This window comes from Streptococcus sp. 27098_8_103 (genome assembly GCF_041432345.1).
Taxonomy (GTDB): Bacteria; Bacillota; Bacilli; order Lactobacillales; family Streptococcaceae; genus Streptococcus; species Streptococcus mitis_BV.
On sequence record NZ_JAPVZK010000004.1, the window covers coordinates 48,587 to 63,242 of the forward strand.

At 36.7% G+C, this 14,656-nt stretch carries 15 protein-coding genes; 2 read left to right on the top strand and 13 right to left on the bottom strand.

The features are described 5' to 3' along the window. Positions 1–42 precede the first annotated feature (42 nt). The 11 genes from rpsB to yfmF all read right to left on the bottom strand — a co-directional run bounded on the left by rpsB (position 43) and on the right by yfmF (position 10,126). Positions 43–822, bottom strand: a complete 780-nt coding sequence (gene rpsB, locus O3599_RS01880) for a 30S ribosomal protein S2 (protein ID WP_000268466.1) — start codon at positions 820–822, stop codon at positions 43–45. A 225-nt stretch (positions 823–1,047) separates the two neighbouring features. Further along, positions 1,048–2,271 (bottom strand): peptidoglycan hydrolase PcsB, encoded by a 1,224-nt coding sequence (gene pcsB / locus O3599_RS01885; RefSeq protein ID WP_143952678.1) that lies wholly within the window; start codon positions 2,269–2,271, stop codon positions 1,048–1,050. A 93-nt stretch (positions 2,272–2,364) separates the two neighbouring features. Beyond that, positions 2,365–2,859, bottom strand: coding sequence for a rod shape-determining protein MreD (gene mreD, locus O3599_RS01890; protein WP_001249446.1), 495 nt, complete (start codon positions 2,857–2,859; stop codon positions 2,365–2,367). Next, positions 2,859–3,677 (bottom strand): rod shape-determining protein MreC, encoded by an 819-nt coding sequence (gene mreC, locus O3599_RS01895; protein ID WP_143952677.1) that lies wholly within the window; start codon positions 3,675–3,677, stop codon positions 2,859–2,861. Before mreC ends, mreD begins: the two co-directional genes overlap by 1 nt. 58 nt (positions 3,678–3,735) lie before the next feature. Beyond that, the gene (locus tag O3599_RS01900; RefSeq protein WP_000377896.1) at positions 3,736–4,530 is read right to left on the bottom strand and encodes an energy-coupling factor transporter transmembrane protein EcfT; all 795 of its coding nucleotides are present in this window, start codon (positions 4,528–4,530) and stop codon (positions 3,736–3,738) included. After that, a complete protein-coding gene (locus O3599_RS01905; protein WP_000510419.1) occupies positions 4,523–5,362 on the bottom strand; it encodes an energy-coupling factor transporter ATPase in 840 nt (279 codons plus the stop codon). Before O3599_RS01905 ends, O3599_RS01900 begins: the two co-directional genes overlap by 8 nt. Further along, positions 5,347–6,174 carry an energy-coupling factor ABC transporter ATP-binding protein gene (locus tag O3599_RS01910; protein WP_000843636.1) on the bottom strand — a complete coding sequence of 276 codons (828 nt, stop codon included), beginning with the start codon at positions 6,172–6,174 and terminating at the stop codon, positions 5,347–5,349. The genes O3599_RS01905 and O3599_RS01910 overlap by 16 nt, the downstream gene beginning before the upstream one ends. Then, on the bottom strand, positions 6,171–6,716 hold the full coding sequence (pgsA, locus tag O3599_RS01915) for a CDP-diacylglycerol--glycerol-3-phosphate 3-phosphatidyltransferase (protein ID WP_000712138.1): 546 nt from the start codon (positions 6,714–6,716) through the stop codon (positions 6,171–6,173). Before pgsA ends, O3599_RS01910 begins: the two co-directional genes overlap by 4 nt. Before the next feature lie 10 nt (positions 6,717–6,726). After that, positions 6,727–7,554 (bottom strand): cytoskeleton protein RodZ, encoded by an 828-nt coding sequence (gene rodZ / locus O3599_RS01920; RefSeq protein WP_143952674.1) that lies wholly within the window; start codon positions 7,552–7,554, stop codon positions 6,727–6,729. Between the two features lie 41 nt (positions 7,555–7,595). Further along, positions 7,596–8,879, bottom strand: coding sequence for an EF-P 5-aminopentanol modification-associated protein YfmH (gene yfmH / locus O3599_RS01925; RefSeq protein ID WP_247939265.1), 1,284 nt, complete (start codon positions 8,877–8,879; stop codon positions 7,596–7,598). After that, on the bottom strand, positions 8,876–10,126 hold the full coding sequence (gene yfmF, locus O3599_RS01930; RefSeq protein ID WP_261018052.1) for an EF-P 5-aminopentanol modification-associated protein YfmF: 1,251 nt from the start codon (positions 10,124–10,126) through the stop codon (positions 8,876–8,878). Before yfmF ends, yfmH begins: the two co-directional genes overlap by 4 nt. Before the next feature lie 158 nt (positions 10,127–10,284). Between yfmF and yaaA the strand changes: the two genes are divergently transcribed. Continuing rightward, on the top strand, positions 10,285–10,653 hold the full coding sequence (gene yaaA / locus O3599_RS01935) for a S4 domain-containing protein YaaA (RefSeq protein WP_371511818.1): 369 nt from the start codon (positions 10,285–10,287) through the stop codon (positions 10,651–10,653). 2 nt (positions 10,654–10,655) lie between these two features. Continuing rightward, positions 10,656–11,753, top strand: coding sequence for a DNA replication/repair protein RecF (recF, locus tag O3599_RS01940; RefSeq protein WP_261018051.1), 1,098 nt, complete (start codon positions 10,656–10,658; stop codon positions 11,751–11,753). Positions 11,754–11,802: 49 nt separating this feature from the next. Here recF and guaB read toward each other — a convergent pair whose 3' ends face one another. Further along, entirely contained in the window at positions 11,803–13,281 is a 1,479-nt protein-coding gene (gene guaB / locus O3599_RS01945; protein ID WP_084926938.1) for an IMP dehydrogenase, read from the bottom strand. A 151-nt stretch (positions 13,282–13,432) separates the two neighbouring features. Next, positions 13,433–14,458: a tryptophan--tRNA ligase gene (gene trpS, locus O3599_RS01950; protein ID WP_261018050.1), complete on the bottom strand. Its 1,026-nt coding sequence runs from the start codon at positions 14,456–14,458 to the stop codon at positions 13,433–13,435. Positions 14,459–14,656 lie beyond the last annotated feature (198 nt).

Here is a 14,656-nt window from a genome sequence, read left to right on the forward strand (position 1 = left end):
GGCTAAGCCCCGCCCTCCTAGGTAATTACTATTTATTATGAATTAAGCGTTGTCGCCTTCTACAACTTCAACGATTTCTTCAATTGAATCTGCTTGAGTTTCTGAAGCTGCAAATTCTGCTTCAACTGCTACTGCATCCTCACCTTGACGTCCTTCGATGATAGCGTCAGCCAATTTAGCTGTGATCAATTTAACAGCACGGATAGCGTCATCGTTAGCTGGGATGATTACATCAATATCATCTGGATCAGTATTTGTGTCAACCATCGCTACAACTGGGATTCCCAATTTCTTAGCTTCTTTAACAGCGATTTGCTCTTTATGTGGGTCAACTACGTACATCACATCTGGGATACGAGGCATATCTTCGATACCACCCAAGAATTTTTCAAGACGTGCACGTTGTTTGTTAAGAAGTGCAACTTCTTTCTTAGGAAGAACTTCGAAAGTTCCATCTTCTTCCATACGTTTGATTTCTTTCAAACGAGCGATACGTTTTTGGATTGTTCCCCAGTTTGTAAGAGTTCCACCCAACCAACGGTGATTGATGAAGTATTGACCTGAACGTACTGCTTCTTCAGCAACTGCATCAGCCGCTTGCTTCTTAGTACCAACAAACAATACAACTGCATCGTTAGCTGCTGCATCACGCATGAAATCGTAAGCTTGGTCAGCGTATTTTACAGTTTGTTGCAAGTCGATAACGTGGATTCCGTTACGCTCAGTGAAGATGTACTTAGCCATCTTAGGGTTCCAGCGACGAGTTTGGTGACCAAAGTGTACACCAGCCTCAAGAAGTTGTTTCATTGAAATTACTGCCATGAGTATTTCTCCTTTTTGTTTTTTTCCTCTTCTTGACTTCAACTCGCAAAACGACCCAAAGGCAACTGTTTCACAATTCATCAAGAATGAGTATTATCGTTCACACGACAAGTTTCATTTTACCATACTTTTTCAATACTTTCAAGTGATTTTAGCAGATTTTTAAAGTAAGGTAACTATATAAATCATAAAAGAGACTCAAATCGAGCCTCTTTGTTTTATTCATTAGTTTGGATAGATATATGTTACAAAACCTTCTGAAGTCGTAGTAGGATTGAACCAACCACGTTTATTTCCAATTGTACGGTTTCCACCGTAGTTTGATTCAGATACTTGGATACTTGTTGATGATGAAACAGCTGTAACTACTGCTACGTGTCCATATCCACCATCATTCCAACATGCAATGGCACCAACTTGAGGTGTAGATCCTGTGCGGAATCCTGCAGCAGCTGCACTTGTAGCCCACTGTGCTCCATTACCCCAGTAATCTCCAGCCCAAGGCGCTAATGTTTTAGCTCCCCATGTACACTCACCAATTGGATAACTTGAAGCGTTTGTACTGTATGTTGGACGATGTTTTACCGGTGCAGGAGTGTAGCTTGTTGATTCTGTTGAAACACTACTTGAAGATGATTCAGATGAAGAGGTAGTAGATACTGCTTGAACTTCTGCTGTGAAAGTTGTATTCCCAGAAGAAACAACTGTTTGTTGTTGACTTGCTTGTTTAGCTTTATAAGCAGCTTCTGCTTCTGCAGCTGCTTTAGCTTCTGCTTCTGCTGCAGCTTTTTTCTCAAGTAAACTTGCTTTTTCATCCTCTGCAGTAGCCTTTTCAGCAGCAAGATTCAATTCTGCAGCTTTTAACTCAGCTTGTTTTGTAGTTAATGATTGAGCATCATCAGCTAGTTTTTGCTGATTTGCAATAACTGTATTAATTGCATCATTGTTTGCTACTTGTTTTTCAGAAATAGCTTTTTTATCTGCTTTTTGTTGTTCCAACATTTTGTTGTTTGCAGATACGATTTCACTCATTGCAGCAACACGTGAAATAGCTTCTGTAATTGATTTTGAGTTTACAATTGTATTGATGTAATTTGTTGCAGCTCCATTTGTTTGAGCACTACGAGCTTGTTTTTGTAATGAATCATTGCGAGATACAATATTCTTAGAAAGTTCTGTAATTTCACCCTCAAGCTTTTTAGATTCTGCTTGTAGTCTATCATTTTCAGATTGCAAGTTTGATTGCTCTGTTTGAATAGCAGATACTTGCTCCTGAACTTGATCAACTTGTTTTTGTGCTTCTTGTTGTTGTGCTGTTAAGTTACTAATTTTATTATCTTGAGCAGCAATTTTGTCATCAGTAGTTTCTGCATGCGCAGTTGTTAAAACAGCTACTTGAGAAACCATTACTGTACTTAATAAAAGTGACGCTAAGATTTTTTTCTTCATATTTCGTAGATACTCCTTCTTTTAAAGACATTACTAGTATACCAAAAAAAGGCCTAATGAATATTACGCCTTTGTTACATTTTTATTTCTTTCTTATAGGTAAAATTTTTCAAAAATAAACTGAAAGATAATCATCCATATAAGGTTCAAAATCATTGATGGTACTAAACTATAGACTATAAATAAAGACATACTATCCACAGTTAAACCTACCACTAATGCAAGTATATAAGCTCCCATCTCAAATAGAAAAGTCATGACAATAATTGCCAACATTCTCGTCCAACGATTCAATAAAATAACACTATTAAATTTATGGAGAAATACTCCCAACAAGACGAACAACAAAGTCGCAATCCCTATCAAGTGGAAAAAGTAAATGTCATAAACCAAACCCACTACAAAACAATAAGCTAAATAGAGATACTCTGATACTTCTATCGTCTCAAATAAGAGAAATAAAAACAGAAAATGACTAGCCAAATGTACATGGGGGAAAAATGAGCCCAGAAGCTGGCTAATATGGGCGTCAATTAGAACAAAGAAAGGAAGCAATAAAAACACTCCAACCCGCTTCAACTGTCTCATTATGAATTCCCCACTAATTCTATCACATCCACATTATGAGTATCTGCACTTAATTTAACAGTTACTTCTCGTGTCAAGTAGTCCGTACTATGCGTTGTGGTAACCACTTCACCAACAGGAATATCAGCAACGTTAAAGTTTCCTAATCCACCAGTGGTCACCTTATCTCCTGCACTAATATCGCTACTACTATTTAATTGACTAATTTTTAGAACTTCATTTTCCTTGTCATAGCCAACAATAATTCCATAAATTGTAGTAGAACCATGTTGAATTTTAACAGAAATCTTATCAGCATTTTCCGTATTTGTCAGAAGGTTGACCATGGTAGAGTTCTCCTCTACTTTTGAGACACTCCCAATCAAGCCACCATTTGCAATTGCTAACATATTCTCAGAAGCCCCTTTTGATTTGCCTGCATCTAAGGTCAACTCCTGCTTCCAAGATACCGGAGATCGCATAATAACATCTGCTGCCAAAGTCTTTGTAGCTTGCAATTTGGACTTCATATCAAGCAATTGGCGCAGTTGTTCATTTTCCATCTTTAAACTTTCCGCCTCATTTGATTTAACTTCTAATTGGTAAATCTGTTTCTTCAAACTTTCATTTTCATTATAAGTGCGTGTCAAATGAGCCAAATCTGATTTGACAGAATCAAACCACTGAAAAGGTTTTTGCACAACCCTATCAACCACTGAGATTCCATCTCCTAATCTTGTCACAATTGTACTTGAATAAGTCGTCGCTAAGAGAGCTGACACAAGCAGAACAGTGACAAAAACAATAATGACATATTTTGATTTTTTAAAACGGTTCATATCCCTACCTTTATATCAAAAACTGTTACAGTAACTTTTTATCAATTCCTGAAAGCTACTAAGATTTTAAGAAAAATAAGCAACAACCAAGTATGATAATAACAAGAATGGTCAGCGTATCCTTTCGAGTCCATTTCAATTGTCGATATTGACTTCTGCCTTTTCCACCCTGATAACCACGCGCTTCCATTGCGATAGCCAAGGAATCCGCACGTTTTAAACTTGTCGCAAAAAGAGGAATCAAAATGGGAATCATAGCCTTCACCTTTTGAACAATACTTCCTTCTCCAAAATCCACTCCACGCGCTTTCTGTGCATTCATAATCCGCGTCGTATCATCCATCAAGGTTGGGACAAAACGCAAACTCATAGACAGCATCAATCCAATTTCATGAACTGGAACTTTCATACTCTTTAAAGGTGCTAATAGAGCTTCGACAGCTGATGCCAAACTTAAGGGCATGGTCGTTAAGGTTAACAAAGTAGAAAAGAAAATAATCAATACAAAGCGACAAAAGATAATTCCAGCTTGTTGCAAAGCATAATCCGTGATTCTCACAAACGAAAACTCAAATAAAACATTCCCATTAGAAATGAAAAACAGTTGAAAAATAGTTGTGAAGGCAATCAAGAAAAACATAGACTTCAAGCCCTGAATAAAAAATGAAAGAGATACTCCTGACAAGGCAATAAAGATCCCTGTCGCTATAAAAAGAATCAGATTCGTCAAGGGATTATTAGCCCAAAAAACGATCAAAATCAGTAGCATCATAGCCAGTAATTTGCTGCGTGGATCCAATCGGTGAACTATCGAATCCCCTGGGATATAACGCCCCAAAATCATACTATCCATTTAGCGACTCCTTGAACTCCTCTATCTTAATCGGTAATCGTTTAAATGACACGCCTCTATCAGCCAATCGTTTACAAAAAGCTGTAATTTTAGGTACTCCCAACTGAACTTCTTCCATAAAAACAACATCTTGAAAGACATCACTAGGTTTACCAAACTTAACTAAACGTCCCTTTTCCATCACATATACCTGGTTCGCATATTCAGCAACATCATCCATCAAATGCGTTACCAAGACAATGGTCATCCCTGACTGGTGGAGTTTTTTGAACAAATTCATCAGCTCTTTTCTTCCCAGGGGATCTAGGCCTGCTGTGGGTTCATCTAAGACTAATATAGCTGGTTCCATGGCAAGTATGCCTGCAATGGCGACACGTCTCATTTGTCCACCTGATAGCTCAAACGGACTACGATCAAAAAGTGATTCATCAATTCCAACCAGAGCCAGTTTCTCACGCGCAATCTGCTCCGCATCTTCTTCAGAAACTCCAAAATTTTGCGGTCCAAAAGCAACATCCTTCAAAACCGTTTCTTCAAAAATCTGATTTTCAGCAAACTGAAATACCAAGCCAACCTGTTTTCTAATTTGACGAATATCTTTATTTTTAGAAGTCGAGGTGATTAAGGTATCAAAAACCCGCACACTCCCTTGGCTTGGCACCAATAAACCATCTAATAGTTGTAAAATAGTTGATTTACCACTACCTGTGTGGCCAATTAAGGCCGTATAAGAACCATCTTCAATCGTCAAAGAAACATCTGACAAAGCTGTTGACGCTAAGGGAGTCCCTTCTTGATACGTAAAACTCACATTTTCTAGAGCAATTCCCATAGCTTATCTTCTAGCTCACTTTCTGTCAAATAATTTTCAGGCAAATCATAGCCATTCTGGCTCAAAGAATGTTTTAATTGATTAGCAAAAGGATCGTCTAATCCAATTTGATCCAAATCATTTCGAGAGAAAAGCTCCCTTGGACTACTAGTTGATTCAATTGACCCTTTTTTCATGATCAACACACGATCACTCATGGCAACTTCTTCCAAATCATGTGTAATGGAAATGACCGTCATATCATAGTCTTTCCGAATTCCTTTTACTGTCTCAATCAGTTCTCTACGTCCCTCAGGATCCAACATACTCGTTGCTTCATCTAAGATTAAAATAGCTGGTCTTAGGGCTACAACACCTGCAATAGCCACACGTTGCTTTTGGCCACCTGATAGACGCGCTGGCTCTCTCTTTTTAAAGTCCAACATGCCAACCAAATCCAGAGCTTCTTCCACTCTCTTTTTCATTTCTTGACGAGAAAGTCCCTGATTTTCCAAACCAAAGGCAACATCATCTTCAACAGTCGCTCCAACAAATTGATTGTCTGGATTTTGAAAAACCATACCGATTTGACGACGTATATTCCAAACATTTTCCTCAGTCAGCCGTTGGCCATCAATTACAATCTCTCCGGATTCTGCTTCCAGTAAGCCATCAATTAAGCGAACCGTCGTTGATTTACCACTACCATTATGCCCTACAATCGAAAGCCATTCTCCACGTTTCACGTGAAACGTAATATCCTTCACATCGTAATATTCCTGACTTTCCTTATAGCGAAAAGAAAGATTTTTTACATCAATTACTGATTTCATTTCGAACCAAATGTCCCTTTAAATACATAGGCACTACCCTTGAAATAATCATAGCCAGAGTAGATAGTGAAAAACAAGGCTACATAAAGTAGAACTTGACCAAGCAAAGTCCAATGTAATAGCAAGAAAATAATGGCAAACATCTGACTAAAAGTTTTAATTTTTCCAGGCATTGCTGCTGCTAAAACTGTTCCACCAGTTTCAACTAATAAAAGTCTTAAACCTGTCACAGCCAACTCACGACAGATAATCACTGCAACAATCCAAGCTGGAGCCATTCCTAACTCAATCAGCATAATAAAAGCCGACATAACTAGTAGCTTATCCGCCATAGGATCTGCAAATTTACCAAAATTACTAACCACATTCCATTTACGAGCTAAATATCCATCTAAATAGTCTGTAATACTGGCAATAGCAAAGATAATAGCTGCTACTATATGACTCTCTATCGAATTTCCTACCGTTAAAATAAAGATAAAAATAGGTATAAAGAGAATTCGACCTATTGTTAAGAGATTTGGAATTTGTTCTTTTTTCATTCGTTTTTCCTTAATTTTTAGTAAAGGTTACAGTGATTTGTCCAGTCTGAGCTGTTAATTTCGATAAATCAACAGTCTGATTATCTACTGTTAAATCGACACCTTTGACAACACCTAAAGTAATGGTGACAGAATTTTTAGTTGAAACTGTTGTTTCCGCACTTTTATTATCAGGTGATAAGGTCACCCCACCCTCAAGCTCACTTTCTGAAACACTAACCCAACTTCTAGCATCTGAGACTGATAATTGTAATTTTGCAGTTTCCTTGCTCGTTTTATAAGCAACTTCTACTCGATTTCCTTCACCTGATACACTTATAGCTGGTTCCATATTCGAAGAGCTACTTGATGAACTACTACTTGAAGATGAAGTTACAGAACTAGTTGAGCTTGTTGCTTGGACTACACTATAACTAGACGCAGATGAACGCTCAGGTTGAGTCTGGAGATAATTCCAAACATAATAGGTCACAAAAATGACAATCGATAATGCAAAGAGTATAAAATAAAATAAAGGTAAAAATGATGCCTTATTTTTCTTACTTGAACGTCTCCTACCTGTCAACTCGTCTTCATCAACATCTACTTCTTCATAAGTAATCATGCTCCCAGAATCATAAGCATCCAAGACAATTCGCTCATCTAGCTCAACTGCCCACGCATACTTTCTCAAAAAAGAACGAGTATAAAATGGACTAGGAAGTTGATCAAAATCATCAGCTTCCATCGCTTCCAACATATCCAACTGAATTTCTGTTTTTTTGTGTAATTCTTCTAAAGTCAACCCTTGGTTGGTTCTAGCTAAACGTAAAACCTCACCAATTGTTTTTTTCCTCATACTTGTCATTCCTTCTTTCTAGTATCGATTATGATAGGTTACTACGATGGAAATATTGTAAAATCAACTATATCACCATCATCTATTAAATGATGTCCAGCATCAAGGACATCCTCTAAAGTAATTTCCTGTAAAATTTTTGGCAAATCAAAAATTGTCTCACCATTTTCAAAAGCATCATATTGCGTTGCAATAAATTCAAGAGAGTTCATGCTACTGAAAAATTCTCCAAACATCTCTCTTTTAATAATATCTAAATGATCCTCTGTAATATCTAAATCCTTTGTAAAATTACGAATAGCCTTCCTAAACTGATGAGATAAAGCAACTGGCTCTTTTGTATCCATTGTCAACATGACAAAATGAAAGCGACTTGTTACTTCAACTTCCAGAGATAAGGATGCGGCAATTTTACCTGATTCATATAATTTCTGAAAACGATCCGAAGTCCAACCAAACATCATTGCAAACAATAATTTTAATAAAATATGATGTCGATAGCAATCCGCTTCAGCAACTTCTTGTTTACCTCTAACACCAATCGCTAGTTTGGGAGAAGATACTTCCATCCTCATGCTGTCTGTTTGCTTTACAGGTTGTAAAACAAACTTTTCTCTTGCTAGTTCCTGAAGACCTGAATCTTTCAATTCTTTTCTTTCAAAATAGTCCTGTACTTGCTCCACATCAAAATTACCAACTAAAAACAGAGACATGTTTACAGGTTTATAAAACTTTGTAAAATTTTCTTGCAATTTAGTTAGATTGATTTGGGAAATAGACTCCTCGCTTCCAACTATATCCGTTGCTAAAGGTGTACCCGGATACAAATTCGCTAAGGTTGAAAAGAATAAACACGAATCTGGATCATCTTGATACATTTCTCGTTCTTGCTGGATAATATCCTGCTCTCTTAAAATGGAATCTTCAGTAAAATATGCTGATGTTACCAATTCATCAAGTAACTCTAAATTTTCTAAAAAATGATCCGTTGCTGAAAAAAGATAACTTGTTTTTGTAAAGCTTGTAAAGGCATTACTATCTGCACCTAGACTCGTAAAAGCCGACAGTAAATCACTAGTATCTTCTCTCTCAAACAATTTATGTTCAAGAAAATGAGCAATTCCTGCAGGATAGCTTTTTACATCTCCGTCAACTTCTGTGACAAGCGTATCTACCGAACCAAACTGTACAGTTACACTCCCGTAAACCTCTTTAAATTCTTTTTTAGGCAAAAGAGCAACTGTCAATCCATTTGACAAACGAGTTCGATAAACCATTTCTTTTACAGCTGGATAGTATTTTTCTTCAAAAACAACCTTTGTCATTCTATTCCTTCCATAAAGTAAATCGCTTGTAGTTTCACATTATTAGCTGCTCTACAAATAGCATCTTTGTCAACTTTCTCGAGTTTTGCAACCCAACTTTTAAAGTCTGCTGAAGATTTTCCAAGTAAGGCATTTTGATAAGCACGTTCAATCAATGAAGATTGATTATCTTGAGAAAGTAACAAAGACCGACGAATCATCTCCTTGGTCTGCTCTAACTCAAGCTCTGTAAAATATCCTTTTTTTAAATCAAGCAGTTGATTATTCATCATTTTACGAGCCTGGTTCCGATTTTCTCGATCAATACCAGCATACATCCTCAAGAACCCACTAAATAAATCGAGCTGACTTGAAATAGTATAAGCTAATCCAGCATTTTCACGAACATTTGTAAAGAGTTTAGAGTGAGCAAATCCACCAAGTAAACCATTCATTACAATCATGGGTAAATGTTGCTCATCACCATATTCAGAAGGGCAATGATAACCTAATTCCAAAATGGATTGTCCCACATTTTTCCGAACCATACCTTCTTGTAGTATATTGGAATAAGGTTGACAATACTGAACCTTCACATCTCCTTTTCGACCTTTAAAGGCAAATGATTCTAATACATTTTGAATTTCAACCTCATTAAAGTCACCTAGGAAAAAGAAATCTATTCGATCATTAGCCAAAAATTCTTGGAAACAAGAATAAGAACTTTGTGGAGTTTCAGCTAAAATACGATTTCGTAAATCACTGTATTCCAATTTGAGACGTTCATCATGAAAAAATAATTTATCTAATTCTTTATGTGCGAAATAAAAAGAATCATCCATATCAGCTGCTAAACTTGCTAGTAATTGTTTTTTCTCAATTTCAAATAAGGCCGAATCAAACCCATTGTCAACTACTACGGGTGAAAAAAGAGTTTCTTTTACAAGTTCCAAAACCTGAGAAGTTAGCACATTTTTCCTACTTAAAAACTCATCACGAACATAGGTAAATGTCAATTCTACAATGTGACTTTGCCCTCTTCTGAAACAATTGGTTGACATATCTGTACCGTATAGACTGGCCAAATGTTTTCTCAAATCTTGAGAAGTGGGGTACATCTGATTAGCAGTCTCTAGCATACTCGCACTCAACATGCGACCTGCAATCGTATCAAGAGATAATGGAGCAGTAAAACGCACGGTGATTTTGTTCGTTTTAAACTTTTTTGATTGGATAAAATGTGTTGAAATTCCATGCAATAACTCCATGATTTACCTCCTTATATACAGACTTCTATTATATCACGAAAACCTGAAATTTTCTTGTTCTCTGTAACACTTTTGAAATAAAAATCGCTTACATTTCTCCCTGTTTCTCTCACTATTTTTAGGAAAATATGGTATAATACCAAAGATTGAGGTGAATTATGGAATACAAATTATTTGAAGAATTTATTACCCTCCAAGCACTACTCAAAGAACTTGGAATTACACATAGCGGAGGAGCTATTAAATCATTTCTCTCTGAACATTCTGTTTACTTTAATGGGGAATTAGAGAGTCGTCGTGGTAAAAAACTTCGTATTGGTGATAAAGTTGACATCCCTGACATGAATATTGACATCTTGTTGACACAACTTACGTCTGATGAGCAAGAGGAATACCAAGCTGATAAAGTTGAAAAAGAACGAATCGCTAAGCTTGTTAAGGAGATGAATAAGGGAGTAAAAAAAGATAAATCAAAACCTACTTCTTCACCCAAAAGCAAACAAGCTCCACGATTCCCTGGTAGATAATCATGTGGCTACAACACCTATCTCTCAAAACTTTTCGTAACTACAAAGAGACGAAAATAGACTTTAATCCTAAATTAAATATCTTTTTAGGACGCAATGCACAAGGAAAAACAAATATGTTAGAGGCTATCTATTTTTTAGCCTTAACACGTAGTCATCGAACTCGAACAGATAAAAATCTCATTCATTTTGATGAAGAACAACTCCATCTTTCAGGTCTTGTTCAGAAAAAAACGGGATCCATTCCCCTAGAAATAGAACTAACACAAAAAGGCCGTGTGACAAAAGTGAATCATTTAAAACAGGCACGCCTTTCAGATTATGTCGGACATATGAATGTTGTCTTATTTGCTCCTGAAGATTTACAACTAATTAAAGGAGCACCTTCAGTTCGACGAAAATTTATTGATATGGAGCTTGGACAAATTAAGCCAATCTATTTATCTGACTTAACCAATTATAACCATATCCTTAAGCAAAGAAATACCTATTTAAAATCAGCTCAAACAATAGATGAAACCTTCCTTTCAGTACTAGATGATCAGCTAGTTGATTATGGATGTCGTGTAATGAATCACCGCTTAGATTTTATAAAAAAACTAGAGCATTTTGGCCGTAAGAAACATTTTGAACTTTCTAATCAGATTGAAGAGTTGTCAATATCCTATCAATCTTCTGTAAAGCCAACTGACAAAGAAGACTTATCAGAATCTTTCAAAATTGCTTTAGAAAAAAGTAGGTCCAGAGATTTATTTAAAAAGAATACTGGTGTTGGGCCTCATCGAGATGATATTTCTTTTTATATAAATGGGATGGATGCTAGTTTTGGAAGTCAAGGTCAACATCGTAGTCTCGTCCTTTCGATAAAATTAGCAGAAATCGAATTAATGGAAAGCATTACTACAGAATCTCCGATATTATTGCTTGACGATGTTATGAGTGAACTTGACAATACTAGACAGTTAAAATTATTAGAAACGATTTCTCAGTCAATCCAAACCTTTATCACAACAACAAGCTTAGACCATCTTCAAAATCTACCAGAAAATCTAAGTATCTTCACTATTCAGGGTGGCAAAGTTGCTGTAAACGAATATTGACAACATTGTAAAAGAACTCCTGTTTTCACGGGAATTCTCTTTATTTCTTTTACATAGAATAATTTGGTGCCTCATTAGTAATTTGTACATCATGAGGATGGCTTTCTTTCAAACCAGCACCAGACATTTCAATAAATTGAGCATTGTCATGTAACTCTTTAAGGTTAGCTGCACCACAGTAACCCATACCAGAGCGAATACCACCAATCATTTGGAAGACGATATCAGCTGCCGCTCCTTTATAAGCAACACGACCTTCAATTCCTTCTGGAACAAGTTTATTTGCTTCATTGACAGAACCTTGGAAGTAACGATCGCTTGAACCTTTCTTCATTGCTGCGATTGAACCCATACCACGGTATGTCTTGAATTTACGTCCTTGGAAGATTTCAGTTTCACCTGGAGCTTCATCAGTTCCAGCAAACATTGATCCAAGCATAACTGCATTTCCACCTGCAGCAAGGGCTTTTACAATATCTCCAGAATACTTGATTCCACCGTCAGCAATGATCGTTTTTCCATGTTCACGCGCAACGGCTGCAGCATCGTAGATAGCTGTTACTTGTGGAACACCAACACCTGCAATCACACGAGTAGTACAGATAGAACCTGGTCCAATACCAACCTTGACAACATCTACGCCTGCTTCATAAAGGGCACGTGCACCTTCAGCAGTTGCAATATTTCCAGCAATCAAGGTACGATCTGGGAAATGAGCACGAATCTCAGCAATTTTACGCAAGACACCTGCAGAATGACCATGTGCAGTATCAATAACAATCGCATCCGCTCCTGCTTCAAAGAGAGCCTCTGCACGTTCAAAGGTATCTGAAGTAACACCTACTGCACCTGCAACTAGAAGACGACCAAACTCATCTTTAGCCGCATTTGGAAACTCAATAACTTTTTCAATATCTTTGATAGTAATCAAACCAGAAAGACGACCTTCTTCATCTACCAACGGAAGTTTTTCAATACGGTGTTCTTGAAGAATACTCTCAGCTGTTGCAAGGTCTGTACCCACAGGAGCAGTAACAAGATTTTCACTAGTCATATGGTTTGAGATTGGTTGGTTATAATCTGAAATAAAACGAAGATCTCGGTTTGTCAAAATACCAACCAATTTACGATTTTCAAGTGTTTCAACAACTGGAACACCACTGATGCGGTAACGACCCATAAGCTCATCTGCTTCAGCAATTGTATGTTCAGGCGTTAAGAAGAAGGGATCAATAATAACTCCATTTTCAGAACGTTTTACCTTACGAACCTCATCTGCTTGTTGAGCAATTGACATGTTTTTATGGATAACTCCGAGACCGCCTGCACGAGCAATAGCAATGGCCATTTGACTCTCTGTAACTGTGTCCATGGCAGCGGTAATAATTGGGATATTTAAAGTCAAATTATCTGCCAATTTAGTTGTTAAATCTGCATCGTTAGGCAACACATGACTTTCAGCTGGAATAAGCAATACATCATCAAAGGTAAAACCTTTTTTCAAAAATTTAGTGTCCCAATTAGACATTCGAAGTTTCCTCTTTTCTTTCTTTTTGAGCTTGACTCTTTTTATATTGTATCTATCATACCATTCTATAAAAATTTGTCAAATGTTACAGGGGTAAATAAAAAACTATCTTTTCTTTGAAATAGAAATGATAGTTTCTTGTAAAATAAACTTAGTTAAAGTAATGAAGTCCCATTGCTCCTTTAACCTCAGATAGGGTTTGACCTGCAACGTCTCGCGCTCTTTCACTACCTTTTTGAAGCATATTATAAACTTCTCCCATATCCTTAGCAAATTCAATACGGCGCTCACGAATAGGACCAAGTTCACGTTCTAATATTTCAAGTAGATAACGCTTGGTCTTCACATCACCAAGACCACCTCGTTGATAATGTTCTTTCATGTCAGCAATTTCTTGAGCATCTTCTGGGCGACCAAAAACATCTAGATAATGGAAAACCATATTTCCTTCAATTTTACCTGGATCCTCAACGCGGATATGATCTGGATCTGTATACATACTCATTACTTTTTTACGCAAAGTATCCGCATCATCAGCTAAATAAATACCATTATTGAGTGATTTAGACATTTTGGCATTTCCATCTAAACCAGGCAAACGCCCTGCTCTCTCATTTTCTGGATAAATACCTTCCGGCTCTACCAAGACATCACAGCTATATGCATTGTTAAAAGAACGAACAATTTCACGAGTTTGCTCAATCATTGGTTTCTGATCTGTCCCAACAGGAACATAATTAGCCTTGAAAGCTGTGATATCAGCTGCTTGAGCGATTGGATAGACCAAGAATCCTGTCGGAATACTTTCTCCAAATCCTTTCTGAGCAATCTCTGTCTTGACTGTCGGATTTCGTTCCAAACGTGCTAATGAAACTAGATTCATATAGTACATAGATAGTTCAGCCAACTCTGGAATTTGGCTTTGAATAAAGATAGTTGATTTACTTGGATCCAATCCAACTGCAAGATAATCCAAAGCAACATTTCCGATAGATTCTACAATTGTTTGAGGGTCTTTAGCATGATCTGTCAAAGCTTGTTGGTCAGCCAAGAACACAAACATATCATACTTATCCTCTTCCTGTAATAATACTCGATTTTTGAGACTTCCAACATAATGTCCAATATGCAATTTTCCTGTTGGACGGTCTCCTGTTAAAATAATGGGTTTAGTCATTTTGTTCTCCTTCGATATAATCCCTTCAATTATAGCATTTTTTTAATGAAATAACCGTAATTTATCAAAATAAATCAGCCTTGCTATTTAAGGATTAGTGTAAAGCATGCTGTAAATTTAGTTTACGCAAAATTGACAGATAAAAATTTGAATATTTCCGTATTTTCTAGTAGAATAAATATATTACACATATAGGAG

Bases quoted from the DNA above. Each gene is read 5' to 3' on its own strand.
- rpsB (WP_000268466.1), bottom strand. From the start codon at position 822: ATGGCAGTAATTTCAATGAAACAACTTCTTGAGGCTGGTGTACACTTT.
- pcsB (WP_143952678.1), bottom strand. From the start codon at position 2,271: ATGAAGAAAAAAATCTTAGCGTCACTTTTATTAAGTACAGTAATGGTT.
- mreD (WP_001249446.1), bottom strand. From the start codon at position 2,859: ATGAGACAGTTGAAGCGGGTTGGAGTGTTTTTATTGCTTCCTTTCTTT.
- mreC (WP_143952677.1), bottom strand. From the start codon at position 3,677: ATGAACCGTTTTAAAAAATCAAAATATGTCATTATTGTTTTTGTCACT.
- O3599_RS01900 (WP_000377896.1), bottom strand. From the start codon at position 4,530: ATGGATAGTATGATTTTGGGGCGTTATATCCCAGGGGATTCGATAGTT.
- O3599_RS01905 (WP_000510419.1), bottom strand. From the start codon at position 5,362: ATGGGAATTGCTCTAGAAAATGTGAGTTTTACGTATCAAGAAGGGACT.
- O3599_RS01910 (WP_000843636.1), bottom strand. From the start codon at position 6,174: ATGAAATCAGTAATTGATGTAAAAAATCTTTCTTTTCGCTATAAGGAA.
- pgsA (WP_000712138.1), bottom strand. From the start codon at position 6,716: ATGAAAAAAGAACAAATTCCAAATCTCTTAACAATAGGTCGAATTCTC.
- rodZ (WP_143952674.1), bottom strand. From the start codon at position 7,554: ATGAGGAAAAAAACAATTGGTGAGGTTTTACGTTTAGCTAGAACCAAC.
- yfmH (WP_247939265.1), bottom strand. From the start codon at position 8,879: ATGACAAAGGTTGTTTTTGAAGAAAAATACTATCCAGCTGTAAAAGAA.
- yfmF (WP_261018052.1), bottom strand. From the start codon at position 10,126: ATGGAGTTATTGCATGGAATTTCAACACATTTTATCCAATCAAAAAAG.
- yaaA (WP_371511818.1), top strand. From the start codon at position 10,285: ATGGAATACAAATTATTTGAAGAATTTATTACCCTCCAAGCACTACTC.
- recF (WP_261018051.1), top strand. From the start codon at position 10,656: ATGTGGCTACAACACCTATCTCTCAAAACTTTTCGTAACTACAAAGAG.
- guaB (WP_084926938.1), bottom strand. From the start codon at position 13,281: ATGTCTAATTGGGACACTAAATTTTTGAAAAAAGGTTTTACCTTTGAT.
- trpS (WP_261018050.1), bottom strand. From the start codon at position 14,458: ATGACTAAACCCATTATTTTAACAGGAGACCGTCCAACAGGAAAATTG.